The organism is Microbacterium galbum (assembly GCF_032464915.1).
GTDB classification, from domain to species: Bacteria; Actinomycetota; Actinomycetes; order Actinomycetales; family Microbacteriaceae; genus Microbacterium; species Microbacterium galbum.
On record NZ_JAWDIS010000003.1, the window covers coordinates 699,944 to 726,614 of the forward strand.

The 26,671-nt window shown below is 69.5% G+C and carries 24 protein-coding genes; 4 read left to right on the plus strand and 20 right to left on the minus strand.

Translation table 11 applies throughout. The features are described 5' to 3' along the window. Positions 1 to 2 precede the first annotated feature (2 nt). Both RWH45_RS16110 and RWH45_RS16115 read left to right on the plus strand, forming a co-directional pair. Positions 3 to 1,469, plus strand: coding sequence for a polysaccharide deacetylase family protein (locus RWH45_RS16110; protein ID WP_315995867.1), 1,467 nt, complete (start codon positions 3 to 5; stop codon positions 1,467 to 1,469). Beyond that, the gene (locus RWH45_RS16115) at positions 1,466 to 2,215 is read left to right on the plus strand and encodes a hypothetical protein (RefSeq protein ID WP_315995868.1); all 750 of its coding nucleotides are present in this window, start codon (positions 1,466 to 1,468) and stop codon (positions 2,213 to 2,215) included. Before RWH45_RS16110 ends, RWH45_RS16115 begins: the two co-directional genes overlap by 4 nt. Positions 2,216 to 2,379: 164 nt before the next feature. On the opposite strand, the gene RWH45_RS16120 is transcribed toward RWH45_RS16115, so the two are convergent. The 11 genes from RWH45_RS16120 to RWH45_RS16170 form a co-directional block, all read right to left on the minus strand. Then, positions 2,380 to 2,733, minus strand: coding sequence for an RNA polymerase-binding protein RbpA (locus RWH45_RS16120; RefSeq protein WP_055955187.1), 354 nt, complete (start codon positions 2,731 to 2,733; stop codon positions 2,380 to 2,382). 1 nt (position 2,734) lies between these two features. Beyond that, complete coding sequence (gene secG, locus RWH45_RS16125; protein ID WP_315995869.1) at positions 2,735 to 2,983, minus strand: preprotein translocase subunit SecG; 249 nt, start codon at positions 2,981 to 2,983, stop codon at positions 2,735 to 2,737. Between the two features lie 114 nt (positions 2,984 to 3,097). After that, on the minus strand, positions 3,098 to 3,889 hold the full coding sequence (gene tpiA, locus RWH45_RS16130; protein WP_315995870.1) for a triose-phosphate isomerase: 792 nt from the start codon (positions 3,887 to 3,889) through the stop codon (positions 3,098 to 3,100). Further along, on the minus strand, positions 3,877 to 5,094 hold the full coding sequence (locus RWH45_RS16135; RefSeq protein ID WP_315995871.1) for a phosphoglycerate kinase: 1,218 nt from the start codon (positions 5,092 to 5,094) through the stop codon (positions 3,877 to 3,879). The genes tpiA and RWH45_RS16135 overlap by 13 nt, the downstream gene beginning before the upstream one ends. Before the next feature lie 6 nt (positions 5,095 to 5,100). Further along, positions 5,101 to 6,111 (minus strand): type I glyceraldehyde-3-phosphate dehydrogenase, encoded by a 1,011-nt coding sequence (gene gap, locus RWH45_RS16140; RefSeq protein ID WP_076675342.1) that lies wholly within the window; start codon positions 6,109 to 6,111, stop codon positions 5,101 to 5,103. Positions 6,112 to 6,212: 101 nt separating this feature from the next. Continuing rightward, the gene (locus RWH45_RS16145) at positions 6,213 to 6,839 is read right to left on the minus strand and encodes a superoxide dismutase (RefSeq protein ID WP_315995872.1); all 627 of its coding nucleotides are present in this window, start codon (positions 6,837 to 6,839) and stop codon (positions 6,213 to 6,215) included. Between the two features lie 374 nt (positions 6,840 to 7,213). Beyond that, the gene (whiA, locus tag RWH45_RS16150) at positions 7,214 to 8,191 is read right to left on the minus strand and encodes a DNA-binding protein WhiA (protein ID WP_315995873.1); all 978 of its coding nucleotides are present in this window, start codon (positions 8,189 to 8,191) and stop codon (positions 7,214 to 7,216) included. A 40-nt stretch (positions 8,192 to 8,231) separates the two neighbouring features. After that, the gene (rapZ, locus tag RWH45_RS16155) at positions 8,232 to 9,110 is read right to left on the minus strand and encodes an RNase adapter RapZ (RefSeq protein ID WP_136585809.1); all 879 of its coding nucleotides are present in this window, start codon (positions 9,108 to 9,110) and stop codon (positions 8,232 to 8,234) included. Between the two features lie 29 nt (positions 9,111 to 9,139). Next, positions 9,140 to 11,095: an excinuclease ABC subunit UvrC gene (uvrC, locus tag RWH45_RS16160; RefSeq protein ID WP_315995874.1), complete on the minus strand. Its 1,956-nt coding sequence runs from the start codon at positions 11,093 to 11,095 to the stop codon at positions 9,140 to 9,142. A 3-nt stretch (positions 11,096 to 11,098) separates the two neighbouring features. After that, a complete protein-coding gene (gene uvrA, locus RWH45_RS16165; RefSeq protein WP_315995875.1) occupies positions 11,099 to 14,065 on the minus strand; it encodes an excinuclease ABC subunit UvrA in 2,967 nt (988 codons plus the stop codon). A gap of 104 nt (positions 14,066 to 14,169) precedes the next feature. Further along, positions 14,170 to 14,598: a MarR family winged helix-turn-helix transcriptional regulator gene (locus RWH45_RS16170; RefSeq protein WP_315995876.1), complete on the minus strand. Its 429-nt coding sequence runs from the start codon at positions 14,596 to 14,598 to the stop codon at positions 14,170 to 14,172. 36 nt (positions 14,599 to 14,634) lie between these two features. Here RWH45_RS16170 and RWH45_RS16175 point away from each other — a divergent pair, with 36 nt between their 5' ends. Then, entirely contained in the window at positions 14,635 to 14,871 is a 237-nt protein-coding gene (locus RWH45_RS16175) for a hypothetical protein (RefSeq protein ID WP_315995877.1), read from the plus strand. Positions 14,872 to 14,898: 27 nt separating this feature from the next. On the opposite strand, the gene RWH45_RS16180 is transcribed toward RWH45_RS16175, so the two are convergent. From RWH45_RS16180 to coaE, 3 genes are all read right to left on the minus strand, one after another. Further along, positions 14,899 to 15,321: a VOC family protein gene (locus RWH45_RS16180; protein WP_315995878.1), complete on the minus strand. Its 423-nt coding sequence runs from the start codon at positions 15,319 to 15,321 to the stop codon at positions 14,899 to 14,901. 16 nt (positions 15,322 to 15,337) lie between these two features. Beyond that, complete coding sequence (gene uvrB, locus RWH45_RS16185; RefSeq protein WP_315995879.1) at positions 15,338 to 17,407, minus strand: excinuclease ABC subunit UvrB; 2,070 nt, start codon at positions 17,405 to 17,407, stop codon at positions 15,338 to 15,340. A 136-nt stretch (positions 17,408 to 17,543) separates the two neighbouring features. After that, positions 17,544 to 18,146, minus strand: a complete 603-nt coding sequence (gene coaE / locus RWH45_RS16190; protein WP_315995880.1) for a dephospho-CoA kinase — start codon at positions 18,144 to 18,146, stop codon at positions 17,544 to 17,546. A 115-nt stretch (positions 18,147 to 18,261) separates the two neighbouring features. On the opposite strand from coaE, the gene RWH45_RS16195 reads away from it, so the two are divergent. Continuing rightward, positions 18,262 to 18,636, plus strand: coding sequence for a response regulator transcription factor (locus RWH45_RS16195; protein ID WP_315995881.1), 375 nt, complete (start codon positions 18,262 to 18,264; stop codon positions 18,634 to 18,636). A 9-nt stretch (positions 18,637 to 18,645) separates the two neighbouring features. On the opposite strand, the gene RWH45_RS16200 is transcribed toward RWH45_RS16195, so the two are convergent. From RWH45_RS16200 to RWH45_RS16225, 6 genes are all read right to left on the minus strand, one after another. Continuing rightward, positions 18,646 to 19,803: a hypothetical protein gene (locus tag RWH45_RS16200; RefSeq protein ID WP_315995882.1), complete on the minus strand. Its 1,158-nt coding sequence runs from the start codon at positions 19,801 to 19,803 to the stop codon at positions 18,646 to 18,648. Continuing rightward, positions 19,800 to 21,419 (minus strand): ATP-binding protein, encoded by a 1,620-nt coding sequence (locus RWH45_RS16205; RefSeq protein ID WP_315995883.1) that lies wholly within the window; start codon positions 21,417 to 21,419, stop codon positions 19,800 to 19,802. The genes RWH45_RS16200 and RWH45_RS16205 overlap by 4 nt, the downstream gene beginning before the upstream one ends. An 87-nt stretch (positions 21,420 to 21,506) precedes the next feature. Continuing rightward, positions 21,507 to 22,121 carry a hypothetical protein gene (locus tag RWH45_RS16210; protein WP_315995884.1) on the minus strand — a complete coding sequence of 205 codons (615 nt, stop codon included), beginning with the start codon at positions 22,119 to 22,121 and terminating at the stop codon, positions 21,507 to 21,509. Between the two features lie 231 nt (positions 22,122 to 22,352). Further along, positions 22,353 to 22,904, minus strand: a complete 552-nt coding sequence (locus RWH45_RS16215) for a GIY-YIG nuclease family protein (RefSeq protein ID WP_315995885.1) — start codon at positions 22,902 to 22,904, stop codon at positions 22,353 to 22,355. A 91-nt stretch (positions 22,905 to 22,995) separates the two neighbouring features. Next, positions 22,996 to 25,269, minus strand: coding sequence for a maltose alpha-D-glucosyltransferase (gene treS, locus RWH45_RS16220; protein ID WP_437127356.1), 2,274 nt, complete (start codon positions 25,267 to 25,269; stop codon positions 22,996 to 22,998). A gap of 127 nt (positions 25,270 to 25,396) precedes the next feature. Next, positions 25,397 to 26,617 (minus strand): MFS transporter, encoded by a 1,221-nt coding sequence (locus RWH45_RS16225; RefSeq protein ID WP_315995887.1) that lies wholly within the window; start codon positions 26,615 to 26,617, stop codon positions 25,397 to 25,399. Positions 26,618 to 26,671: the final 54 nt, after the last annotated feature.

Genomic DNA, 26,671 nt, shown 5'->3' on the forward strand with positions numbered 1-26,671 from the left:
CCATGCTCCGACGAGACCTCCGGATCGAACGCCGACGCCCGCCCACGCTCGCGCCCCCGAGATGGCGGCGCGTCCTCGCCGTCGTCTCGGCCTTCGCGGTGGTGGCGGGAGCCTCGGTCGCGCTCGCGCCCCCGCCCGCCGAAGCGGCGACCCGCACCGTGGTCAGCCTCACCTTCGACGACGCCAACGCCGACCAGCTGAACGCGCTGCCCGCCCTGCAGGCCAACGCGGTGAAGGCGACCTTCTACGTCCCGTCCGGCTACATCGGCGCTGCCGGGCACATGACGCGCGCCGACCTCACGAAGCTCAAGAACGCCGGTCACGAGATCGGCGGGCACACCGTCAACCACCCCGACCTCGCCGACGTGAGCGTCGACGAGGCGACCCGGCAGATCTGCCTGGACCGCAAGAACCTCACCTCGTGGGGTTTCACGGTCAAGAGCTTCGCCTACCCCTTCGCCTCGAGCACGCCCGACGTCGAGAAGGCGGTCGCCACATGCGGATACAACAGCGGTCGCCTGCTCGGCGACATCAAGAGCCGCTTCGGCTGCCCCGACTGCGCCTACGCTGAGAAGACGCCTCCGCCCGATCCGTTCGCCCTCGCCGCGCTCGATCAGGTCGATGCCACCTGGACGCTCGCCGACCTGAAGCAGGGCGTGACCAACGCCGAGAAGAACGGCGGCGGGTGGGTGCAGTACACGTTCCACGACGTGTGCGACGACGCCTGCAGCGACCTCGCCGTGACGACGTCGACCTTCAGCCAGTTCCTGTCGTGGCTGAAGACCCGGCAGTCCGCCGGCACGGTCGTGAAGACCATCGGAAGCGTCATCGGCGGGACCACGAAGCCCGTCGTCGACGGTCCCGCCGTGCCGGCGGCCACCGGCTCGACGAACGGCATCGTCAACCCCGGCATGGAGACGGGCGCCCCCGACTGCTGGATGCGAGGGGGCTACGGCACCAACACGCCCTCCTTCAGCACGGGCTCCCCCGCGCACACCGGCAACATCGCCAGCGGCATCTCGATGACGGGGTACGTCGACGGCGACGCCAAGCTCCTGCCGCAGTTCGACCTCGGCCAGTGCTCGCCGACGGTGACCCCCGGACGGACGTACACGCTGCGTGAGTGGTATCAGGCGAGCGGGCCGACGCAGTTCGCCGTCTACCTCCGGTCGGCGAGCGGGTCCTGGTCGTACTGGACATCGAGCCCCTGGTTCGTCGCGGCCGATGCCTGGACCGAAGCCGACTGGACCACGGCTCCCATCCCGTCGGGATACACCGGCATCAGCTTCGCGCTGAACATCTTCGGCAACGGCACGCTGCGCACCGACGACCTCGGCCTCTACGACAGTTCCAGCGCCCCGCCGCTGACCGTCATGAGCGCCACGGCCCCGATCGACACGTCAGCACCGTCGACGCCACAGGGTCCGCTCGAGGTGTTCCGTCCGACGGAGAGCGACGTCACCGGATGACACCCCGCTCGCGCTCGACGGCGGCGATCGCCCTCGCGGTGGTCGCCGTCGTCGGCGCGACCGGCTGCGCGCCCACGCTCGCGCCGCTGCCCGACACCGGCTATCCCTGGCACACCGGGATCGTCTCGACGACCTTCTGGGTCGGCGAGGTCTTCGACCCCCAGGCCTCCGACGGCAGTCAGCGCATCTCGACGTACGATTCCGACTGGCTCACCTCGTACGGCGGGTGCGACGGCGTCGTCGACGGTGACGACTGCCGCACCGAGACCCGCACCGCCGACAACGGTTACTTCCCCACCCGCATGACGCCGCGGCAGAACCCGTTCTACCTCGATCTCCCCTTCGACGACGTCAACGACGACGAGGGGTTCGCGATGCGCGGTCAGGTCATCCCCTGGGCCGACCGATCGCCCTACGCCACGGTCGTCGACGACCGCCGAGCGAGCCTGATGAAGAACCGCTGGGTCGTCCTTCGCAAGGGCGACCGCCTCTGCTACGGGCAGATCCAGGATGCCGGACCCGGCGAATACCGCGACAGCGCCTACGTCTTCGGCTCCGACGACCGCCGACCCGCCAACGAGCGCTACAACGGAGCGGGCCTCGATGTCTCTCCCGCCCTCAACGGCTGTCTCGGCTACGCGGAGCTCGACGGCGACGGCGACCGCGTCGACTGGGCGTTCATCGATGACGCCGACGTCCCGCCCGGCCCGTGGACCACGATCGTCACGGACTCCCCCGTCCGCTGAGCGGACGCCGTGCGGCACGCGTACGCCCCGTGAGGCCTCGCCGAGAAAGGCGACCGGTCCGGGGACGGCGTGCGAAGACGACGTCCGTTCCCGGACGCCGTGAACGCGGAAGGGCCGGATGCCATGGCATCTGGCCCTTCCGTGGAAAGCGAGGCGAAGCGGGCTTACTGTCCGCGACGCTCGCGCAGCTGCTGCAGGGCGTCGTCGAGGAGCGAAGCGGCCTCTTCGTCGCTGCGGCGCTCCTTCACGTAGGCGAGGTGCGTCTTGTAGGGCTCCGCCTTGGCCAGTGCCGGGGGGTTCGCCTTGTCGCGACCCGCGGGGAGGCCCGAGTGAGGCGAGTCGATCGTCTCGGGGATCTCGTCGTCGGGGATGCCCGCCGCGAAGTAGCGAACGGTCTCGTTGCCGAGGGCGTCCCAGTACGACACGGCGACGCGGTCGGCGTGGAAGCCGTGGTCCTGTTCGCCCATGGGGCCCGCGCCGACGCGCGAGCCACGGATGGCATTGCCGCCAGTGGCCATGTCAGATCTCCGCGAATTTGGTCAGCAGACCGAGACCGACGATGGTGATGAACCACACCAGCGCAAGCACGATCGTGAAACGGTTGAGGTTGCGTTCAGCCAGGCCCGACGAACCGAGGGCGGAGCTCATGCCGCCGCCGAACATGTCGGACAGACCGCCGCCGCGACCCTTGTGGAGCAGGATGAGCAGGGTCAGCAGGAGGCTGGTGACGCCCAGGAGCACCTGCAGGACGAACTCGAGAATCTGCACTGTCGAAAGCCTTTCGCGAGCGGACGGGACGACCGCACAAGCGTCAAGTATACGGGGACGCGTCTCAGACGCACGGATGCCCGCGGCGTGCTGCCGCGGGCATCCGGAGGGGCGTCAGACGCCGACGTGCTTCTGGAAGCGGATGATCGCCGCGAACTCGTCGACGACGAGGCTCGCACCGCCCACCAGCGCGCCGTCCACGTCGGGCTCGCGCATGAACCCGGCGATGTTGCCGGACTTGACCGAGCCGCCGTAGAGCACGCGGGTGCGCGCGGCCGCATCGGCACCGAGCTTGTCGGCGACGACGGCACGCAGCTTGGCGCAGACCTCCTGGGCCTGGTCGGGCGTCGCCGCCTGGCCGGAGCCGATGGCCCAGACCGGCTCGTACGCCACGACGATGTCGGCGTCCGCCGACACACCCTCGAGTGCGACCTCGAGCTGCCCGACCGGAACGGCGCTGGCGCCGAACTTCTCGAGGTCCTCCGAGGTCTCGCCCACGCAGATCACGGGCACGAGACCGTGACGGAGTGCCGCCTGGGTCTTGGCCGCGACGACCTCATCGGTCTCGTGGTGGAACTGGCGTCGCTCGGAGTGACCGATGATCACATAGGTCGCGTCGAGCTTCGCCAGGAACTGGCCCGAGATCTCACCGGTGTAGGCACCGGAGTCGTGCGCGGACAAATCCTGACCGCCGAGCGCGAACTCGATCTTGTCGGCATCGAGGAGCGTCTGCACGGTGCGCAGGTCGGTGTACGGCGGGAACACCGCGACCTCGACGCTGCCGTTCTCGTGCTTGGCCTCTTTCAAGGTCCAGTGCAGCTTCTGGACGAACGCGACCGCCTGCAGGTGGTCGAGATTCATCTTCCAGTTGCCCGCGATGAGGGGGGTTCTGTTCACTGTTGCCATCCGAGGACCTCCAGTCCGGGGAGCTTCTTGCCTTCGAGGAACTCCAGGCTGGCGCCTCCGCCGGTGGAGATGTGACCGAATCGGTCGTCGGAGAAACCGAGCTGACGCACGGCCGCCGCGGAGTCGCCGCCGCCGACGACGCTGAGGCCGTCGACCTCGGTGAGCGCCTGGGCGACGGTCTTGGTGCCGGCTTCGAACGCCTTCATCTCGAACACGCCCATCGGGCCGTTCCAGAAGACGGTCCGCGAGCCCCGGATCGCGTCGGCGAAGATCTCCGCCGTGCGCGGCCCGATGTCGAGGCCGAGACCGGAGGCGCCGAAGGCGGTGTCCTCCAGGGCGTCGGCATCGGCGACCACGTGCTCGGCATCCGCCGAGAACGACGCCGCCACGACCGCGTCGACCGGCAGCACGATCTCGACGCCGCGCTCCTTCGCCGTGGCGAGATAGCCCTTCACGGTGTCGATCTGGTCCTGCTCGAGCAGGCTCGATCCGACCTTGTGCCCCTCGGCGACGAGGAACGTGAACATCATGCCGCCGCCGACGAGGAGTTTGTCCACGCGGGGCAGCAGGTGCTCGATGACGCCAAGCTTGTCGCTCACCTTCGATCCGCCGAGCACGACCGTGTACGGACGCTCGGGGTTCTCGGTGAGGCGGTCGAGGACCTCGAGCTCCTTCTGGATGAGCAGGCCCGCGGCCGAGGGCACCAACTGGGCGAGGTCGTAGACGCTCGCCTGCTTGCGGTGCACGACGCCGAAGCCGTCCGACACGAGGGCATCGCCGAGACCGGCGAGCTCGCGAGCGAAGGCCTGACGCTCGGACTCGTCCTTCGAGGTCTCCCCCGCGTTGAAGCGGAGGTTCTCGATGACCGCGACCTCTCCGTCCTCGAGCGAGGCGACGGCATCCTGAGCCGACTCGCCGACCGTGTCGCGCGCGAACGCGACCGGCTGGCCGAGCAGCTCGGACAGGCGCTGCGCGACCGGCTCGAGCGAGTACTTCGGGTCGGGCGCCCCGTCGGGGCGGCCCAGGTGCGAGCACACGACCACGCGCGCGCCGGCGTTGATCAGTGCATTGAGGGTCGGCAGCGACGCGCGCACGCGGCCATCGTCCGTGATGACGCCGTCCTTGAGGGGGACGTTCAGATCACAACGGACGATGACGCGCGTGCCGGCGAGCGACCCCAGCGAATCGAGGGTGCGCAGAGCCATGGAGGGTCAGAGACGCTCGGCGACGTACTCGGTCAGGTCGACGAGACGGTTCGAGTAGCCCCACTCGTTGTCGTACCACGACGACACCTTGACGAGGTTGCCGCTGACGTTGGTCAGCTCCGCGTCGAAGATCGACGAGTGCGGGTTGCCCTGGATGTCGCTCGAGACGATCGGGTCCTCGGTGTACTGCAGGATCCCGTTGAGGCGCCCCTCGGCGGCGGCCTTCTTGTAGACCTCGTTGACCTGGTCGACGGTCAGACCCTCGGTGGGGGTGACGATCGTGAGGTCGACGATGGAGCCGGTGGGAACCGGAACGCGGTACGACGAGCCGCTCAGCTTGCCGTTCAGCTCGGGCAGGACGAGGCCGATGGCCTTCGCGGCGCCGGTGGAGGCGGGGACGATGTTGATCGCCGCACCGCGGGCACGACGCAGGTCGCTGTGCGGGCCGTCCTGCAGGTTCTGGTCGGCCGTGTAGGCGTGAGCCGTCATCATGAAGCCGCGCTCGATGCCGAAGGCGTCGTTGAACACCTTCGCGAGGGGCGCGAGGCAGTTCGTGGTGCACGACGCGTTCGAGATGATGACGTCGGTCTCAGGGTTGTACGTCTCTTCGTTCACGCCCATGACGATGGTGGCGTCGTCACCCGTGGCGGGAGCCGAGATGAGCACCTTCTTGGCGCCACCGGCGACGTGCTTCTTGGCGTCTTCGGCCTTGGTGAAACGGCCGGTCGACTCGATGACGATGTCGACGCCCAGCTCGCCCCAGGGGAGGTTGGCGGGGTCGCGCTCTTCGAAGACCTTGATGGTCTTGTCGCCGACGGTGATGGAGTCTTCGGTGTACGAGACGTCCTCGGACAGCACGCCGCCCACGGAGTCGTACTTGAGGAGGTGCGCGAGGGTCTTGTTGTCGGTGAGGTCGTTCACCGCCACGATTTCGAGGTCGGCACCCTGCGCGAGAGCCGCGCGGAGGTAGTTGCGTCCGATACGGCCGAAGCCGTTGATTCCGATCTTGACGGTCACGGAATATCTCCTGAATCAGTTGTGCGCGATGAGCGCGTGATTGCGGTTTCGCTGGCGGACAACGGCGTCCCGGTGGGTGTCCCACCGGGACGCCGCACCGTTTACGACAGTACCAGCAGACCCGCGGTCTTCTCGCGGGCGGCGGCGAAGCGCTCCTGCGCATCGGCCCAGTTGGCGATGTTCCAGAAGGCCTTCACGTAGTCGGCGCGCACGTTCTTGTAGTCGAGGTAGTACGCGTGCTCCCAGACGTCGAGAAGCAGCAGCGGAACGGTACCGGCGACGATCTGACCCTGCTGGTCGAAGAACTGCTGGATGACGAGGTTCTCCCCGATCGAGTCCCAGAACAGGCCGGCCCAGCCCGAGCCCTGCACGCCGAGGGCGGCGGCGGTGAACTGCGCGCGGAAGGCGTCGAACGAGCCGAACTGGTCGTCGATGGCCGACTCGAGGTCGCCGGTGGGCTTGTCGCCACCGTTGGGCGAGAGGTTCGTCCAGAAGATCGAGTGGTTGGTGTGACCGCCGAGGTTGAACGCGAGGTCCTTCTGCAGGCGGTTGATGTTGGCGAACTCGCCCTTCTCGCGCGCTTCGGCGAGGAGGTCGAGGGTGGTGTTGGCGCCGTTGACGTAGGTCTGGTGGTGCTTGCTGTGGTGCAGCTCCATGATCGTCGCACTGATGTGCGGCTCCAGCGCCGAGTAGTCGTAGGGCAGTTCGGGCAGCGTGTACTTCGCCATGTTCTCTACTTCCGAATCGGGCGCCGCCGAAACCTCTCCGCCAAGACGACGAGCTGAGGGATCGCGCAGCGAGGGTGACGTCTTCATCCTATTGAGGGCCAACGCGCAACCCACAGGGTTGCTTCCCCGCGTGACGAAAGGTAGCGGCCCGGGCGCGTCGTCGGGCGTCGGGGACCCCCGGACCGGTGGCACGTCGGCGCACCCGAGCCGGCGCGGACTCGGTCCGAGCGGGCTCGGCCCGGGCGGGCTCCCCTCGCGCGGGCCGGATCGGGATGCCCGGGGGGTCGGGGCAGCCGGAGAGGCGAGGGGCTCGGCCGCACACCCTGCGCGATCGGATCACGGATGCCGGGAACGCGGCATCCGGAAGAGATCCGTCAGTCGTCGGCGCCGACGGGGACCGCGGCCTCGGTCCCGGGGATGCCCTCGGTCTCGGCCTTCTTGTCGGCCATCGCGAGCAGACGGCGGATACGCCCGGCGACGGCGTCCTTGGTCAGCGGCGGATCGGCGTGATGGCCGAGCTCGTCCAGGCTCGCGTCGCGGTGAGCCAGACGCAGCTCGCCCGCCTGCTGCAGGTGGTCGGGGACCTCGTCGCCGAGGATCTCGAGGGCGCGCTCGACGCGCGCGCACGCGGCGACGGCGGCCTGGGCCGAACGGCGGAGGTTCGCGTCGTCGAAGTTGACGAGACGGTTCACGCCGGCGCGCACCTCGCGGCGCTGGCGCATCTGATCCCACTCCCCCGCGGTGCGGCGGGCACCCATCTCGTAGAGGGCGCCGCGGATGGCCTCCCCGTCGCGCACGACGACACGGGGGACGCCGCGCACCTCACGGGCCTTGGCCGGGATGCCGATGCGGTGACCCGCGCCGACGAGGGCCATCGCCGCCTCGGACGAGGGGCAGGAGATCTCGAGTGCAGCCGACCGGCCGGGATCGCTCAGCGTGCCGCTCGCGAGGAACGCGCCGCGCCAGATGGCGCTGAGGTCGGGGCGCGAGCCGGTCGTGAGCTTGTTGGGCAGACCGCGAACGGGGCGACGTCGCTGGTCGAGCAGCCCCGTCTGACGCGCGAGCGTCTCACCCGCCTCGATCACGCGCACGGCGAAGAGACCGCCGCTGCGACCGCCGGAGCCCTGCACGTGGTGCAGTTCGGGGCGCACGCCGTACAGCTCCATCAGGTCGCGGGCGACGCGACGCGCGAGGATGTCGGAGTCCAACTCGGCCTCGACGGCGACGCGATTGGCGATGGAGTGCAGACCACCGGAGAAGCGCAGGAGGGCCGTGAGCTCGGCGACGCGCGCGGTCGGGCGCGGGTCGCGGACGGTGATGAGCTCGGCCTTCACGTCGGCGGTCAGGGGCACGATTCTCCTCGGGTGGGGGCGGCGGGGACGACGTTACAGCCTACTCGCGACCGAGGTCGCGGTGAGCCACGCGGACGGCCACCCCCGGAACATCGGCCAGACGTGCAGCGAGCTCGCGCGCCATCACCACCGATCTGTGCTTACCCCCCGTGCACCCCACGGCGACCACGGAATGCCGCTTGTTCTCGCGCTGATATCCCTCGAGGACGGGCCGCAGCGCGGCCGAATACGCGTCCAGGAACGCCGAGGCGCCCTCCTGCCCCAGCACGTATTCCCGCACGCGGGGGTCTTCACCGGTCAACGGACGCAGCTCGTCGTTCCAGAACGGGTTCGGCAGGAAGCGCATGTCGGCCACGAGGTCGACGTCGGGCGGCAGCCCGTACTTGAAGCCGAAACTCATCAGGGTGATCGTGTGACGGGCCGCCCCTTCCTCGCCGAACAGCGCGACCGTGCGCAACGACAGCTGGTGGACGTTCAGGCTCGACGTGTCGATGACCACGTCGGCGGCCTCGCGAACCGGAGCCAGGCGCTCGCGCTCCCGGCGGATGCCGTCGAGGATCGTGCCGTCGCCCTGCAGCGGGTGCGGCCGTCGCACCGCCTCGAAGCGGCGCACCAGCACCGCATCGGAGGCGTCGAGGAAGACCACGCGCACCTGGCGTCCGGCCTGCAGCGTCCGCATCGCCTCGGGAAGATCGCCGAACAACGAGCGTCCGCGCACGTCGACCACGACCGCCACGCGGGGGACGGCGCCACCGGCGAGTTCGGTGAGTTCGAGCAGAGGGCGCAGCATGCGCGGCGGCAGATTGTCGACCACGTACCAGTCGAGGTCTTCGAGCGCATTCGCCACCGTGGAGCGGCCGGCGCCCGACATGCCCGTGACGATCAGCACCTCACCTGGCTCGTCGCGTGCCGGTTCCATGGTGATCGCCTCCCGTCCTCGTCCTCAGCCTATCGAGCCAGATGCGTGTGGATCGCCTCTGCCAGGGTCGGCCCGATACCGGGCAGCACCGTCATCTCGTCCGGGCTGGCGTTCTTGAGCGCCGACACCGAGCCGAAGTGGCGCAGCAGAGCCTTGATGCGGGCATCACCGAGACCCGGCACCTCCGACAGCACGCTGGTGATGTCACGCTTCCGACGTTTGCGCTGGTGCACGATGGCGAAACGGTGGGCCTCGTCGCGCAGTCGCTGCAGCAGGTAGAGCGCCTCCGAGGTGCGGGGCAGGATGACGGGGTACTCCTCACCCGGCAGCCACACCTCCTCGAGGCGCTTGGCGATGCCGCAGAGGGCGATCTCCTCGTGACCCGCGTCGGCCAGCGCCCGCGCCGCGGCGGCCACCTGCGGCTGTCCGCCGTCGACCACGAGCAGCTGCGGGCGGTACGCGAAGCGCGGACGCTTGCGGGCGGTGACCACGTCGCCGTCGCTCGTGGCCTCCTCCGACTCGGGGGCGGCGACGATCGCGCCGTTCACCGTCTCGGGTTCGATCTCGTCGGGACGGTCGAGGTAGGCCAGACGACGCGTGAGCACCTGGTACATCGAGTCGGTGTCGTCGGTGGTCTCGGCGACGCCGAAGGAACGGTACTGGTCTTTTCGCGGGAGCCCGTCCTCGAACACGACCATGGATGCCACGACGTTGGTGCCCGCGAGGTGCGAGACGTCGAAGCACTCGATGCGCAGCGGCGCCTCGCTCATCCCGAGCGCCTCCTGCAGGTCGGTGAGGGCCTGCGACCGGGCGACGTAATCGCTCGTGCGGCGGGTCTTGTGCAGCATGAGCGCCTGCTGCGCGTTGAGGGTCGCGGTCTTGAGCAGATCGGCCTTGCGCCCGCGCTGCGCGATCTGCAGCGTCACCGGCCGGCCCCGTCGCTCGCGCAGCCAGTCCTCCAGCTGCTCGGCGTCATCGGGCAGCTCGGGCACGAGCACCTGGCGGGGGATGTCCGACGCATCCGCGTCGCCGTAGGTGCGCTGCAGCACCTGGTCGACGAGCTCCGCTCCGGAGATGTCGATCTCCTTCTCGATCGTCGTCGCGCGCACACCGCGCACGCGGCCTCCGCGCACGACGAAATGCTGCACGGTCGCGGCGAGTTCGTCCTCCGCGATGCCGAAGAGGTCGGCATCCGTGTCGGGAGCCAGAACGAGCGCGCTCTTGCCCAGCACCGCGTCGATCGCCTGCAGACGGTCGCGGTAGTGGGCGGCCGACTCGTAGTCCATCGCCGCCGACGCCTCTTTCATGCGCGCCGTCAGCTCGCGCGTGAAGCGCTGATCGCCGCCCGACATGAAGGAGATGAAGTCGTTCACGACGGCGCGATGCTCCTCGACGGTCACCTTCATCGAGCACGGTCCGCCGCAGCGGCCGATCTGCCCCGGGAAGCAGGGGCGACCCGAGGCCATCGCCTTCTTGTACGACGAGTCGCTGCACGTGCGGATCGGGAAGACCTTGATCATCAGGTCGATCGTGTCGTGCACCGCCCACACCTTCGGGTACGGCCCGAAGTATTTGGCCCCGCGGATCTTGTGATTGCGGGTGACGATGACGCGCGGCGCCTCATCCGCGAGGGTGATGGCCATGAACGGGTAGGACTTGTCGTCGCGGTAGCGCACGTTGAAGGGCGGATCGAACTCCTTGATCCACATGTACTCGAGCTGCAGCGAATCGACGTCGCTGGGCACGACCGTCCACTCCACACTGGCCGCCGTGGTGACCATGCGGCGGGTGCGCTCGTGCAGCGAGTACAGCGGCGCGAAGTAGTTCGACAGTCGCGCGCGGAGGTTCTTCGCCTTACCGACGTACAGCACGCGCCCGTCGGCGTCCCGGAACCGGTAGACCCCGGGATTGGTCGGGATCTCCCCCGCCTTCGGGCGATAGGGCAGCTGCGACATCCGCTCCCGGGATGCAGGTGCAGTGGCCATGACTCAGCCCGCCGCGCTCACGAGCTCCCGCTCGGCGCTGTCCGCATCCGATGCGGTGTTGCGCTGCGCGCCCGTGCGTCCGGTCTCGAGCAGTTCGGCCAGGAAAGCGCCGGTGTGGCTCTCCTCGACCTTCGCGACCTGCTCGGGCGTTCCGGTCGCGACGACCGTGCCGCCGCCGGCGCCGCCCTCGGGCCCGAGGTCGATGACCCAGTCGCTGCTCTTGATGACGTCGAGGTTGTGCTCGATGACGATGACGGTGTTCCCCTTGTCGACCAGGCCGTTCAGCACCTTCAGCAGGAGCGAGACGTCTTCGAAGTGCAGACCCGTGGTGGGCTCGTCGAGCACGTAGATCGAGCGGCCGTTGCTGCGACGCTGGAGCTCGGTGGCGAGCTTGACGCGCTGCGCCTCGCCGCCCGAGAGCGTCGTGGCCGACTGCCCGAGCCGCACGTAGCCGAGGCCCACGTCGACCAGCGTCTTGAGGTAGCGGTGGATGGCCTGGATGGGTTCGAAGAACTCCGCGGCCTCCGAGATCGGCATCTCGAGCACCTCGGCGATGTTCTTCCCCTTGTAGTGCACCGACAGCGTGTCGCGGTTGTACCGCTTGCCGTGGCACACCTCGCAGTCGACGTAGACGTCGGGGAGGAAGTTCATCTCGATCTTCAGCGTTCCGTCGCCGGAGCACGCCTCGCAGCGACCGCCCTTGACGTTGAAGCTGAAGCGCCCCGCCTGGTAACCGCGCACCTTCGCCTCGGGGGTCTCGCTGAAGAGGGTGCGGATCCGGTCGAACACACCCGTGTAGGTCGCGGGATTGGAGCGCGGGGTGCGGCCGATCGGCGCCTGGTCGACGTGCACGACCTTGTCGAGGTTGTCGAGACCGGTGACCCGCGTGTGCTTGCCCGGAACGCGGCGCGCGCCGTTCAGCTTCGAGGCGAGCACTTCGTACAGGATGCCGTTCACCAGCGTCGACTTGCCCGAACCGCTCACGCCGGTGACCGAGGTGAGCACGCCGAGGGGGAAGTCGACGGTGACGTTCTTGAGGTTGTTCTCCCGCGCCCCGACGACGGTGACCTGACGCTTCTTGTCGATCTTGCGACGGGTCTGGGGCGCCTCGATCGCGCGACGGCCCGACAGGTACGCCCCCGTCAGTGAGCGCTCGTCGGTCAGCAGTTCGGCGAGGGGCCCGGAGTGCACGACGTTGCCGCCGTCGACGCCGGCGCGGGGTCCGATGTCGACCACCCAGTCGGCCGCGTGGATGGTCTCCTCGTCGTGCTCGACGACGATGAGCGTGTTGCCGAGGTCGCGCAGGGTCTCGAGCGTCTGGATGAGGCGGCGGTTGTCGCGCTGGTGCAAACCGATCGACGGCTCGTCGAGCACGTACAGCACGCCCGTCAGGCCCGAGCCGATCTGGGTGGCCAGGCGGATGCGCTGCGCCTCGCCGCCGGACAGCGTGCCGGCCGCGCGGCCGAGGCTCAGGTAGTTCAGACCCACCTGGAGCAGGAAGTCGAGGCGTGCGCGGATCTCGCGCAGCACGGCCGCGGCGATGGTCGCCTCGCGATCGGTGAGGGTGAGCTGGGAGAAGAACTCGCGCGCGTCGGCCAGGCTCATGCGCGAGGCTGCGGCGATGGACGTGTCGTCGACGAGGACCGCCAGCACCTCGGGCTTGAGGCGGTCGCCGTCGCACACCGCGCAGGGCACCTCGCGCAGGTACTCCGCCCAGCGCTGCCGCTGGGTGTCGGACTCCGCCTGCAGGTACTGACGCTCGATGTACGGCACGACGCCCTCGAACCCGGACGAGTACCGCATCTCACGCCCGTAGCGGTTCTTCCACTTGACCGTGACCTTGTAGTTCTCGCCTCGCAGCACCGCCTGCTGCACGTCCTTCGACAGGTCTTTCCACGGGGTGTCGAGCGAGAACTTCAGGTCGCGCGCAAGACCTTCGAGCAGCCGCTCGTAGTACTGGAACAGGCCCTTGCCCTGCGTCGTCCAGGGAAGGATGGCGCCGTCGCGGATCGAGAGCTCTTCGTCGCCGAGCATGAGGTCGACGTCGACCGACATGCGGGTGCCCAGGCCCGAGCAGACGGGGCAGGCGCCGAAGGGGGCGTTGAACGAGAACGTCCGCGGCTCGATCTCGGTCAACTGCAGCGGGTGCCCGTTCGGGCACGCGAGCTTCTCGGAGAACGACTGCCAGGCGTCGTCGCCCTCTTCGTCGACGTAGTTGACCTGCATGATGCCGCCGGCCAGCCCCATCGCCGTCTCGACCGAGTCGGTGACGCGGCTGAGGATGTCTCCGGATGCCACGAGACGGTCGACCACGACGGCGATGTCGTGCTTGTAGCTCTTCTTGAGAGTCGGCGGCTCGGACAGCTGCACGAGGTCGCCGTCGACGACCGCGCGGGCGTATCCCTTCGCGCTGAGTTCCTTGAAGAGGTCGACGAACTCGCCCTTCTTCTGGGTCACCACGGGGGCGACGATCTGGTACCGCGTGCGCTCGGGCAGCTCCATGAGCTGGTCGGCGATCTGCTGCACGGTCTGCCGCTGGATGCGCGCGCCGCAGTCCGGGCAGTGGGGCACACCGATACGGGCCCACAGCAGACGCATGTAGTCGTGGATCTCGGTGATCGTGCCGACCGTCGAGCGGGGGTTGCGGTTCGTCGACTTCTGGTCGATCGACACCGCGGGGCTGAGGCCCTCGATGAAGTCGACGTCGGGGCGATCGACCTGCCCGAGGAACTGACGGGCGTAGGCGCTCAGCGACTCGACGTACCGCCGCTGACCCTCCGCGAAGATCGTGTCGAAGGCGAGGCTCGACTTGCCTGAGCCCGAGAGTCCCGTGAAGACGACCAGCGAGTCGCGGGGGATGTCGAGGTCGACGTCCTTGAGGTTGTGGACGCGCGCACCCCGGACGCTGAGCTTGCCGCTGGTGGCGGAATTCGCGGACGACGAGGGCGAAGAGACAGGAACGATCGGCACCTGTTAAGTCTAGGTCGACCCTCCGACATCGGCCCCGGGTTCGCCCCGAGCGCACGGATGTGCGAGGCTCGCGCACCGTCGCCGTGCTCGGAAGGCGAGGTCGCTCAGTCCCGCACGGGAGACGCGAACGGCGCGAGACCGTCGCGCAGGGCGATGAGCGAGCGCTCGTCGGCGCCGACACGCTCCATGATCTTGCCCGGCACCTCGAGCGCCGCAGCGCGGAGCGCCCGCCCCTCGTCGGTGAGGTCGATGTCGAGGACGCGCTCGTCGTCGACACGACGCCGACGCACGACCCGTCCCTGCGCTTCGAGGCGTTTCACCAGGGGTGAAAGGGTCGCCGGCTCCATGGCGAGTTCCGCGGCCAGCGTCCCGAGCGACCGCGGCGCGTTCTCCCACAGGGCGAGCATCACGAGATACTGCGGGTGCGTCAGCCCGAGCGGCTCCAGCACGGGCCGGTAGATCGACACGACGTTCCGTGCGGCCGTGACGAGGGCGAAGCACACCTGGTTTTCCAGCTTCAGCGGATCTTCCACGGCCTCCTCCTTCGAACAGTTAGTACACTAATAATCATGACACGAAAGGATGCCGACCGCCCATCCCTGCGCGCACGCGTACGCGAGGCCGGCGGCTGGTACCAGTACCTCAACACCCGCCTCATCCGCGTAGCGGGGCCGGCGTCGGTCGGCCCCTACGAGACCACGCCCGAGCCCGTGCGAACCGGACGCCCCTGCCCCCTGTGCGGCCACGCGATGGCCGAGCATTCGGTGGACCGGACGGGACCGAAGCCGTTGCTGCACTGCCCCTGACCACGGCGGGTTCCTCGCTCGCCTTCGTCACCCCAGTTGTGGACGGCCCAGGTCGTCCAACGGCCATCCGGGATTGACCGCCACTTCCCAGGGGTGGCCGTCCGGATCGACGAAGACCCCGGAGTAGCCGCCCCAGACGGTGGGGGCTCCGCCGCGCGCGAGCCGCGCCCCGGCCGATCGAGCCGCCTCCAGGATGCCGTCGACCTCGGCCGGGGTGCCGACATTGTGCGCGAGGGTGACGCCACCCCACCCGCCGCCGTCGGTGACCCCGGAGTCCGCGGCGAGGGCATCTCGAGCCCACAGCGCGACGACGAGCCCGCCGGTGTCGTAGAAAGCCACCTCGCCATCGACGGACGTCGGATGGGCCTGCCAACCGAGCGCCCCGTAGAAGGTGATCGCACGGGCGAGATCCTGCACTCCGAGGGTGATCAGGGTGACGCGCTGGTCCATCGGTCGCTCCCCCGGCTCAGGCGTGCCCGGCCCGCTCCATCGCGCGAAGCTCCTTCTTCATGTCCTGCACCTCGTCGCGCAGACGCCCGGCCAACTCGAACTTGAGTTCCGCCGCGGCGGCGAGCATCTGCTGGGTGAGGTCGGCGATGGTCGATTCGAGCTGGTCCGCGCCCTCGGCCGCGATCCCCGTGCGACGCAGCGAGGGCGTGGGCGACTTGCCCTTGCCCGCCTTGTCGTTTCGGGCGAGCAGCTTCTTGGTGTCCGTCGCTTCGCGGTTGAGAACCTCGGTGATGTCGGCGATCTTCTTCCGCAGCGGCTGCGGGTCGATGCCGTGCTCGGTGTTGTACGCGATCTGCTTCTCGCGACGTCGCTCCGTCTCGTCGATGGCGTTGCGCATCGAGTCGGTCACCTTGTCGGCGTACATGTGCACCTCGCCCGAGACGTTTCTCGCGGCACGGCCGATCGTCTGGATGAGGGAGGTGCCGCTGCGCAGGAAGCCCTCCTTGTCGGCGTCGAGGATCGCCACCAGCGAGACCTCGGGCAGGTCGAGACCCTCGCGCAACAGGTTGATGCCGACGAGCACGTCGTAGACGCCGGCGCGCAGCTCCGTGAGCAGTTCGACGCGGCGCAGGGTGTCGACGTCCGAGTGCAGATAGCGCACGCGCACTCCGTGCTCTCCCAGGAAGTCGGTGAGCTCCTCCGCCATCTTCTTGGTGAGGGTGGTGACCAGCACGCGCTCGTCACGCTCGACGCGCACCCGGATCTCCTCGAGCAGGTCGTCGATCTGCCCCTTCGACGGTTTGACGATGATCTCGGGGTCGACGAGTCCGGTCGGGCGGATGATCTGCTCGACGACTCCGTCTGCGATCCCCATCTCGTAGCGCCCCGGGGTGGCCGAGAGATAGACGGTCTGCCCCACGCGCTCCTTGAACTCGTCCCAGCGCAACGGACGGTTGTCCATCGCGCTCGGCAGACGGAAGCCGTGCTCCACCAGGGTGCGCTTGCGCGATGCGTCTCCCTCGTACATCGCGCCGATCTGCGGCACGGTCACGTGCGACTCGTCGATCACCAGCAGGAAGTCGTCGGGGAAGAAGTCGAGCAGCGTGTGGGGCGGATCACCGGCCATGCGGCCGTCCATGTGACGCGAGTAGTTCTCGATACCCGAGCAGAAGCCGAGCTGCTGCAGCATTTCGAGGTCGAAGGTCGTGCGCATGCGGAGACGCTGCGCCTCGAGAAGCTTGTTCTGCGACTCGAGCTCCTTGAGCCGCTCGTCGAGCTCGTGCTCGATGGTGCCGATGGCGCGCTGCACCGTCTCGGTCCCCGCGACGTAGTGCGACGCCGGGAAGATCGGCACGGAGTCCATCTTCTCGATGACGTCGCCCGTGAGCGGATGGAGCGTGTAGAGCGCCTCGATCTCGTCACCGAACATCTCGATGCGGATGGCGTACTCCTCGTAGACCGGGATGATCTCGATCGTGTCGCCCCGCACGCGGAAGTTGCCGCGCGAGAAGTCGACGTCGTTGCGGTTGTACTGCATCGAGATGAATTTGCGGATGAGCGCGTCTCGGTCGTACCGCTCCCCCACCTGCAGGGCGACCATGGCGCGCAGGTACTCCTCGGGCGCACCGAGGCCGTAGATGCACGAGACCGTCGAGACCACCACGACGTCGCGGCGAGACAGCAGCGAGTTCGTTGTCGAGTGACGCAGCCGTTCGACCTCGGCGTTGATCGAGCTGTCTTTCTCGATGAACGTATCGGTCTGCGGCACGTAGGCCTCGGGCTGGTAGTAGTCGTAGTACGACACGAAGTATTCGACGGCGTTGTTCGGCATGAGCGCGCGGAACTCGTTCGCAAGCTGCGCCGCGAGGGTCTTGTTGTGCGCGAGCACCAGGGTCGGACGCTGCACCTGCTCGACGAGCCAGGCGGTGGTCGCCGACTTGCCGGTTCCGGTGGCGCCGAGCAGCACCACGTCTGTCTCGCCCGCGTTGATGCGGCCCGCGAGATCGGCGATGGCCTGCGGCTGATCGCCGGACGGGGAGTATTCGCTGATGACCTCGAAGGGACGCACGGAGCGAGTGGGCTGCATGATTCCAGCGTAGGCGGGGCCTCCGACATCGGGGTCGGGTTGCGTTCGCCGTGGGCGAGCGCGAATGCTCTCGGCCGCTCGTCGGCCCGTCGACGGCGGGATGCGACCGCGGCGACGACGTGCCCCGTGACCGCGGTCAGTCCGCCGGGGAGATCCGCGCCCAGAGGTCGTCGACCTGGCTCCGCGTGGCATCCATCGTCGTCGAGGTGTCGATCACCACGTCGGCCAGCGCCAGGCGGTCCTCGTCGGACGCCTGCGAGCCCACGCGCGCACGGGCGTCCGCCTCGGAGAGTCCTCGGCCCTCGATGAGCCGCCGCACGCGCGTCTCGGCCGGCGCATGAGCGACGATCACGAGATCCCACGCGTCCCCGGCGCGCGCCTCGGCGAGCAACGGGACGTCGTAGACCACGACGGCCGCGGGGTCGCGGGCGAAGGCTTCGTCGAAGCGCCGCTGCGACTCCTCCCTGACTGCGGGGTGCACGAGGGCGTTGAGAACGGCCAATCGGTCGGGGTGACCGAACACCCGCGCTCCGAGAGCGGGCCGATCGAGTGCTCCCTCGGCCGTGAGCACGTCGTCTCCGAACTCGCGGGCGATCGCCGACAGAACCGGCGATCCGGGCGCCTGCACCTCGCGCACGATGGCGTCGGCGTCGACGACCACGGCGCCGCGTCCGGCCAGGAGGGCGGCGATGGTGGACTTCCCGGAGGCGATCCCACCCGTCAGCGCGAGAAGAGGCACCCGAAGAGGATGCCACAACACGACGTCCCGGGCACCCCCGAGCGTCACGGCGCTGCGTCGTCTACGATTCCCCCAGGTGGGATCGCTCCCGGACCCGCCCGACGAAAGCTCCGCCATGCCCGATGCCCGCACCACGGTGGTGATCGAGGACGACCTCGACATCCGCACGCTCGTGTCGACCGTGCTCGAGAGCGCGGGCTTCACGGTGCACGCCGCGAGCACCGGACTCGACGGCATCGAACTGGTCCGACTCCACGCGCCGGTGGTCACGACGCTCGACGTGAGCATGCCGGGAATCGACGGTTTCGAGACCGCACGGCGCATCAGGGCCTTCAGCGACACGCGCATCCTCATGGTGAGCGCCCGCGCCGACGAGGCGGAGCAGCGCACGGGGCGCGAGGCCGGAGCCGACGACTACCTGACGAAACCGTTCCGACCCCGCGAGCTGCGCCAGCGGGTGGAAGACCTGGCCGCGGCCGCCGGGGCCTGACGGCCGCTCTCAGCCGATCCGGAAGGACTGCTCGCCCGTGACGGCGGCCCGCGCGGCCGCTTCATCGGCCCGCAGCGTGAGCGCGCGGGAATCGTGACCGTGGTCCGCCGTGACAGCGACGCCGACCCCCACCACGGGCACCACCGCGGTACCGAGGCGCGAGAGATCGCTCACGACGCTGTCGTGCAGTGCGCGTGCGACGCGCCCGATGTCGGTGGTCGGACCGGTCGTGAAGGCGACCGCGAGGCCTGTTGCATCGGCCTCCCCCACCAGCGCCATCGTGGGCGAGTACCGACGCACCGCTCCGCGCAGCTCGCGGGCGAGCTGCTCGGCATCCTCCGGGCCGAAGGCGACCGAGACGCGCTTCAGGTCGTCGATCCGGATGCCGATCACGCACACGCCCTCACCGGCGAGTTCCGCCCGTGCGCAGACGATGGCGAGCGTCGCCTCGAACGACTCGCGGAACAGCACGCCGTTGGCATCCACCGAGAGTCGGCGGACGTCGGGCGAGCCGCGCAGCGTCGACTCGTTCGCCCGGAGGACGGAGGTCACCGTCACCGCGGCGATCACGAGGGTGATGGTCAGCAGAGCGGAGACGCGGGTGTCGAACACCGTCCGGAAGAGGTCGCTCTCGGGGCCGCTGACGATGAACACCGCCGTGCGGCTGACGAACCACACCGCCTCGATCGCGAGGATGATGGTGAGCCCCACGGCGCTCCACCGCCTCCCGATGGCGCCGCGGCGCGTCTCGACGGCCCCGAGAACGGCGAACAGCGCGTTGCCCAGGAAGAACGGGATGGCACCTGCCCAGTCGCCACCGGCCGGACCGGCTGCCAGGGCGGACACCACCACGAGAAGGATGACCGCGCCGACGACGATCGAGGGCACGCGAAGGGGGCGGCCGTTGAAGGCCACGCACCCCAGCCAGATGAACGCCGTCGCACCGACGAACGCCCCGTTGCCCACGGCGACCGCCACGAACACGTCGGGCAGCAGCAGCCACGCGAGGTAGCAGACGGCGGAGAAGGTGCCGGACAGGTAGGCGCTCGCCCACAGCCGCCCCGGGAGGCCGTCCTTGAGCATGATCGTGTCGAGCAGGTACATGACCGCGGAGACGACGATCACGAGGGCTGCCGAGGCCTGCAGCGTCAGAACGTCGAAGATCACTCGCCCTCCCGGGGGTTTCGAGGCAGCCGCACGGTGAAGACGGCGCCCTCGCCGGGGGCGGTCCGCACGGTGATCTCGCCGCCGTGGGCCCGGGCGAGGTCGCGACTGATCGCCAGACCGAGGCCGCTGCCGTGCGCCGAGGAATTGCGCACGGCGTCGCCGCGGAAGAAGCGCTCGAACAGGCGGCCCTGCTCGGTGAGGGAGATCCCGGGGCCATCGTCGGCCACGACGATCGAGACCGAGTGCAGGTCCTGCTGCACGGCCACGCTCACCGCCGCGTCGCGGGGGATGTACTTGATCGCGTTCGACAGGAGGTTGTCGACGATCTGACGCACGCGGCGCGCGTCGATCACCGCTCGCGCCTCGACGACGCCCGAGGCGTCGATGTGCACGCCGTGGTCCACGGCGCGTGGGGCGATCGACTCGATCGCCGCCCGCACCACCGCCGCGACATCGGCGGATCGGAGTTCGAGCTCCACCCCCACTCCTTCGCGCGAGGTGGCCGACAGAGCCAGGATGTCGGCGACCAACTCCAGCAGACGCGACGCGTTGCGTTCGGCCACGGTCAGCCGGTCGCGGGTGCCGGGGGCGATGGAGGGGTCGTCGAGCGCGAGTTCGAGGTAGCCGATGATCGAGGTGAGCGGCGTACGCAGCTCGTGCGACACGCTCGCCACGAGGTCCTCCCGCGCGCGACGCGCCTGCTCCTCGACAGTGACGTCGCGCGAGACGATGACCGCGCTGATCTCGCCGGTCTCGGCCGCCGGCAGGCGGCGTGCGGTCACGCTCAGCGCGCGTCGGTCCTCCCCCGGCCCGCCGTACCAGACCATCTCGCCCTCGAACACCTCGCCGGCTCGCGCACGGGCGAGAGGCGTGGCATCCGCGGCGATCAGCGTCGAGCCGTCCGCGGCGAAGACCTCGATCTCCCGCCCCAGCACGTCGGTGGTGTTCAGCAGTCGCGCGTGAGCGGCGTTCGTGACGGCGAACTCTCCGGCCGCCGTGACGCGGGTGACGCCGAAATCGACGGCATCCAGAACCTCCGTGACGAGATCCTCCTGCCGACGCGCGCGCTCCACGGCGCGGCGCAGCTCCGCGGACTGCTTCTCGAGGAGCTCGCGCTGCGCCTGCGAGCGACGCGCGGTGAAGTGGGCGATGGTCGACAGCGCGGCGACGACGAACGGCAGCAGCAGCGTGGAGGCGGTGAAGCGCTGCAGGTCGATGACGACGGCTTGGTGGACCATCACGATCGTCACCGAGACCGAGATCGCGACGATGCCCCACACCCCGAACACCGTGCCGATCCAGAGCGCCGGGAAGGCCCAGAGCAGTCCGAGACCCGCGAGCGGCGCGCTCTCGCGCATCAGGGCGACGGCCACGACGTCGACGATCGGCAGCAAGGCGGCCCACAGCTGGGACACGCGGTCCCAGGGCAGCAGGACCGCGGCGATCGCCCCGGCGAAGAGCAGGGACGCACCCGCGAGGAACAGGGTGGGGTCGACCACGTGCCCGACCGCGATCGACACCAGGATGCCGATGAGCGCGGCCGCCGAAAGGAGCATCTGGTTCGCCACGATGCTGCGCCGCAGACCGAGGCGCACACGGGAGATGCGGGGCGCCATGGCCTCGACGATATCGTCTCACCGAGCCTCGGACGCGCCCTCGGACCGCGGCACGCCGACGTTCGCCGCCGGCGCGGGTCTCACGGATCAGAACCCGAAGTCTCCGCCGCCGAAGTCACCTCCCCCGAAATCGCCTCCGCCGAGATCTCCCCCACCGAAGCCGCCGGCATCGCCGCCGCCCATATCCGCCGCAGCATCGCCTCCGGAACCATCGGTTCCCACGTCCGCGGCGACGCCGTCCGCGTAGCCGGCGTCGTATCCGGGGTCGAACATCGCGCCCACGAGGGCGGAGCCCACCACGTACCCGCCGATCGTGCCGAGCATCGACGCGCCGAGCATCGACCCGAACCCGGGCCCCGCCCCTCCGCCGCTGAAGGAGCGACCGCCGAACGTCCGCTCCATGAAGCCCGGCTGCGAGTACTCCGCACGCGTGGCCGCGCGGGCGAGGGCCCGAGGGTCATCGCTCGCCGGCCGCTCCGACGCCGCCAACCCCGACGACATCTCGTCGAGCACCTGGCGGCGCTGCGCCGGCGTGAGGCGTTCGAAGGCCTCGGCGTGCACCTGCTCCACCGTCTCGGGCGGCGCCGTACGCAGCAGATAGCGGTAGCGCTCGATCGCCCGCTGGTCGTCCGGGGAACCGGATGCCGTCGAGTCGGCCTGGGCGGGCGGCGGCGGCGCGTATCGTCCCCCCGCATCGCGCATCCCGCTCGCCCCGCCACGGGGTGCGGGGGGCGGGGTGCGGTCTGACGCGTCGTCCCCTGATCCGAACAACCGGTCGAAAAGTCCCATGTCTCGGCCTTCCTCGTCGTCGCTTCACGCTACGACGCGGATCGGAGGAGGAGGGAGGGGTTGTCACCGCGCTCACCGCGTCGTACTCCCCCGACGCCGTCATCCGCACCGATGTCAGCCGCCACGGTGTCCGCCGCGACGGTGTCAGCCGCGACGTGCGATCGCCTCGCTCGTCCACCGCGCGTACAGCGCCCACGGGTCGTCGACCCCGGCGGACAACCCGGAGACATGCGCGTCCAGCGCCGCGCTGCGCCGGAACCACTCCGTGCGGCCGAACCTCGCGTCGGCGAACTGGGCGTGACGACGTCTCTCGACGAGGCGGTCCCCCGGCTCGAATGCGAGCAGCTCGTCGTGCCACACGGCGGCGAGACGCTGTCGCGGCTGCGCGCTCGTTCCGATCTTGATGCGGTCCTCGAATCTCAGGTAGTAGACGATATCGACCCGGGGCGGGGGGAGCTCCCCGTCGACGGGTTCACCGTGACGCCATTCGCACACGGCGCACAACCACCCGCTCGGCCAGCGCACGCCCAGCCGCGACCCGCAGAGCCGGCACGGCGTGGGCAACAGGTCGGTGACGCCGTCGGTCGCCGCTGCCCAGTCCGCCCCGACGGCGAGGTGCCAGGTGCAGACGCGCACGGGCGCGTCGGCATCGACGTCTCGTCGACAGCCGGGCACGAGGCAGGCGGAGGTGGGCACGCGAACACGCTACGCCGAGCCCCCGACATCGTCGCGCCCGCCGAACGGGGCGGGGAGAGCGGCCGGTCGGGCCACCGCTCCCCGCCGCGACTCAGTCGTCGGTCTCGGGCGCCTCCAGCACCAGGAAGAGCCCCGCGTACGGGCCGAGCTCGAGCGAGAAGCTCTGCAGCTCGTCCACGCGACCGACGACGTCTCCGGTGGCGGCGTCGACGGCCGTGCTCTGCGGCACGAGGAACTCCGAACGCACGGTGCCCTCGATGGTCTCGCCCGAGAAGTTGAGCACCGTGATCTGCAGCGGGGCGTCCTCGGCGCGGCGATCCCCGCCGTCCAGGCGATGCACCATCACGAGCATGCTGGGGTGCCCCACCTGCGGGATGTCGACCTGCGTGGCGATGGCGATGCCGTGGTCCCCGCGGATGCGGAGCACGTCGCGCAGCCCGGAGAGGAACGACTCCGGGTTCGCCTGCTGATCGCCCAGCGATCCGTACAGCGAGCGGGCCCGCGGCATCCCCGAGACCGAGGAGACGGCCTCCGGAGCGACGTCGAGCAGGTCGTGGCCGCCTCGCTCGATCCACCGGGTGTCGCCCGACGCGATGAGATGGCGCACGTCGTCAGCGGGCAGCGTGAGCGAACCCGTGAGGTCCCATCCCGAGAGCGCGAACACCCCCGGCTGCCACGAGTTGTACTTGGCCAGCAGCAGGTGCGCGTCGCGGATCGCGGGGATGTCCGCATCCGTGATGTCGTCGAGCGTCGCTTTCCCCTGCGTCGCGGCGATCAGCGATGCCGTGGTGCAGGCGATGCCGTTCTGCGTGAAGACGAGGTTGTAGTCCGCGTCGACCGTCAGCTTCTGCGTCAGGTCGGCCCGCACCATCTCGGCGATCTCGCCACCGGTGTGCTCCTCGTGGCGGAACGGGTAGACGGTGTCGCGGTGCGTCGTCGCCCAGTGCACGAGCTCGTAGGTGAGCTCGTCGTGGTTCTGCATCCCGTGCACGAGCTGCACGGGTTCGACACCGGTCTCGAGGGCGGTGTTCAGAGCGAGGCGGAGGAATTCCGTGTTCGCCGTCGCGAGCGCGTGGTGGTACCCGGGCCGGGTGACGAAGTCGTACGACAGATCGGCTCCGACGGCACCCGTATCGCGGATGTCCTCCATCGTGAGGTTGAGCTCTTGGAACGTGAACCCGCCGACCTTGCGCACCATCCCGGCGATGATGTGGTTCGCCGCGTGCGACAGGGGGTGGCCCTCCGACCACGCCGGCAGACCCTCCGCGCTCTTCTCGACGCCGAGGAAGCCGTTGGCATCCAGTCGCAGCGCGCTCGTTCCCAGGTCACCGAGCGAGTGCAGGGCGTCGCCGATCACCAAACGCATCCCCGCGAACGTGGGGTCGAGCCAGTTAATCGAGGGCTGGCCCTCCTTGAAGTAGTGCAGATACACCCAGCGGCGCTCGAGCCCGTCGGTTCCCACCACGGGCGCCGTGGCGCTCCAGTTGGTCTCCTTCACGCCGGGCGTGTAGAAGATCACGCGCTGCAGCTCGCCGATGATGTAGCCCCGGGCGCTCAGCTCGCGCTCGGTCTCCGCGTCGAGGTTGACGGAGTCGCGCCCGGCCGGGACCTCCGGCAGCAGGGCCCAGTCCTCGCGCGGGATCTCGACCATGTGGTAGATCCCGGGGTAGTCCTTGTACGCCATCTCGGCGAGGCGGAAGTCCGCCCCCTTGCCCGTGTGCCCGGGCACGATGTCGTCGATCACGCTGCCGCCGTGCGACTCGGCGACGTCCGCGACGCGGCGGAACGCGTTCTCGTCACCGAACTCGGGATCGATCTGCGTGCTGATGCGGTCGAAGTGCCCGTCGACGCTGGGCGTCTCCTGCCAGCCCGTGATGCCGCCCGCCCGCTTCACGGGACCCGTGTGGATGCCGTTGATCCCGACCCACTCGAACGCCTCCCACAGCGCCTCGTCACCGAGCGCGTCGAGGAACGACTCCCCCGGCCGAGTGATCAGCGAGATGGGGTACGCGGTGAACCAGACGTCGGTCGACTCGATCGCCCGTCGGGCGTCCGGACGCGCGTAGGGGTTCCGCCACATCGACGGCTGGCCCGACAACTGCCGACTGAGCACGTCGGCGTCCTTGAGCATCGACTGACGAACCAGCCACTCCACGTACGACGGATTGCCGCCGTTGGCGTTGCGCGGGTCGGTGAGGAAGCGTCGCAGCGTCCCGCCCCGGAACTGATCCCGCGGACGCAGTCGTCGCGGGCGTGCGGGATACCGCTGCTCGTCGTAACTGATCTCGGTGACGGTCTCGCCCGCCTCGTCGATGTCGTCCGCGGCGGCGTGCTGCTGCGCGTCGACCAGCTCGTCATCCGTCATGGTGCGCTCTTCGGCGTCGTCCACTCCCGACCTCCCTCACGTCACCTTCGACGCTAGTCGGTTCCCTCCGTGTCGGACGTGGGCATTGACCTCCGGATGCCGCGTGTCGATGAATCGGCACGAATGCTCAGGCGGATGCGACCGGCCGGCCTCCGCCGCGCAGCACCAGCAGAGCCAGGATGAGGGCCGTCGCGCACATCGTCAGCACCGCACCCAGGAACCAACCCCACCCCGCGGCGCCGAACACGATGCCCAGCGCCCACCCGAACAGGCTCGAGCCGGCGTAGTAGCCGAGGTAGTACAACGACGAAGCCTGCGCCCGCGCCTCCGGTACCGCCGCGACCGGCGTCCATCCGGATGCCACCGCGTGCGCCGCGAAGAATCCGGCGGTGAAGGCGATCAGGCCCGCCAGCACGGCGACGACCGCGGGCACGAGCATCAGTGCGGCCCCGGCTGCCATCACCGCGGTCCCCGCGACGAGAACGGGAAGGCGACCGTGTCTCACCGCCAGCGCTCCCGCCTGAGGAGACGAGACCGTCCCGGCCAGGTAAGCGAGGAACAGCAGGGTGATGACCGCCGGGGCGAGCAAGAACGGTGGCGCGCTCAGGTGGAAGCCGAGGTAGTTGTAGACCGCGACGAAAGCCCCCATCAGCAGGAAGCCCTGCGCGTACAGGGCCAGCTGCATCGATGAACGCAGATTCACCGCCAGGCGGCGACGGATCGACGGCCCCCGCACCGCGCGATGACGGCCCGGGACGAAGCCCCGGGCTGCCGGGACCAGCGTGAGGAACACCACCGCCGCGATCACGCAGAGAAGAACGACGGATGCCACCCCCCATCGCCAGCCGGCCGCCTCTCCCACCCAGCCCGACAGCACGCGCCCGCTCAGGCCGCCGACGGTGGTCCCCGCGATGTAGGAGCCCGCCGCTGCGGCGACGTGGCGGGCGTCGACCTCCTCGCTCAGGTAAGCCAGGGCGACGGCCGGGACGGCGCCGAGGGCGGCCCCCTCGAGCAGGCGCAGCACGAGGAGGACGACGATGTCGTGCGCCACGGGAGTGAGCGCCCCGAGCACCGTCGCAGCGATGAGCCCGATGGCCATGGCAGGCACGCGTCCGATGCGATCGGCGACGATCGACCACGGGATCACCGCCGCAGCCAGACCCATCGTGGATGCCGACACGGTCAGCGCGGCACCGGCGGGAGGCGTCCCCACGTCCGCCGAGATCGCCGGCAGAAGCGCCTGCGTCGAATACAGCTGCGCGAAGGTGGCCACTCCGCCGAAGAAGAGCCCGATGAGAAGCCGCCGATAGTCGCGGCTGCCGGGAAGGTGCCCCGCGAATTCGCTCACTCCGTCGACCTTAGCCGTCCGGGTACGGCGAAGCGCCGGTACACGTCCCCCCTC

Bases quoted from the DNA above. Each gene is read 5' to 3' on its own strand.
- RWH45_RS16110 (WP_315995867.1), top strand. From the start codon at position 3: ATGCTCCGACGAGACCTCCGGATCGAACGCCGACGCCCGCCCACGCTC.
- RWH45_RS16115 (WP_315995868.1), top strand. From the start codon at position 1,466: ATGACACCCCGCTCGCGCTCGACGGCGGCGATCGCCCTCGCGGTGGTC.
- RWH45_RS16120 (WP_055955187.1), bottom strand. From the start codon at position 2,733: ATGGCCACTGGCGGCAATGCCATCCGTGGCTCGCGCGTCGGCGCGGGC.
- tpiA (WP_315995870.1), bottom strand. From the start codon at position 3,889: ATGGCAACAGTGAACAGAACCCCCCTCATCGCGGGCAACTGGAAGATG.
- RWH45_RS16135 (WP_315995871.1), bottom strand. From the start codon at position 5,094: ATGGCTCTGCGCACCCTCGATTCGCTGGGGTCGCTCGCCGGCACGCGC.
- RWH45_RS16145 (WP_315995872.1), bottom strand. From the start codon at position 6,839: ATGGCGAAGTACACGCTGCCCGAACTGCCCTACGACTACTCGGCGCTG.
- rapZ (WP_136585809.1), bottom strand. From the start codon at position 9,110: ATGGAACCGGCACGCGACGAGCCAGGTGAGGTGCTGATCGTCACGGGC.
- uvrC (WP_315995874.1), bottom strand. From the start codon at position 11,095: ATGGCCACTGCACCTGCATCCCGGGAGCGGATGTCGCAGCTGCCCTAT.
- RWH45_RS16175 (WP_315995877.1), top strand. From the start codon at position 14,635: ATGACACGAAAGGATGCCGACCGCCCATCCCTGCGCGCACGCGTACGC.
- RWH45_RS16180 (WP_315995878.1), bottom strand. From the start codon at position 15,321: ATGGACCAGCGCGTCACCCTGATCACCCTCGGAGTGCAGGATCTCGCC.
- uvrB (WP_315995879.1), bottom strand. From the start codon at position 17,407: ATGCAGCCCACTCGCTCCGTGCGTCCCTTCGAGGTCATCAGCGAATAC.
- RWH45_RS16195 (WP_315995881.1), top strand. From the start codon at position 18,262: ATGCCCGATGCCCGCACCACGGTGGTGATCGAGGACGACCTCGACATC.
- RWH45_RS16205 (WP_315995883.1), bottom strand. From the start codon at position 21,419: ATGGCGCCCCGCATCTCCCGTGTGCGCCTCGGTCTGCGGCGCAGCATC.
- RWH45_RS16210 (WP_315995884.1), bottom strand. From the start codon at position 22,121: ATGCGCGATGCGGGGGGACGATACGCGCCGCCGCCGCCCGCCCAGGCC.
- treS (WP_437127356.1), bottom strand. From the start codon at position 25,269: ATGACGGATGACGAGCTGGTCGACGCGCAGCAGCACGCCGCCGCGGAC.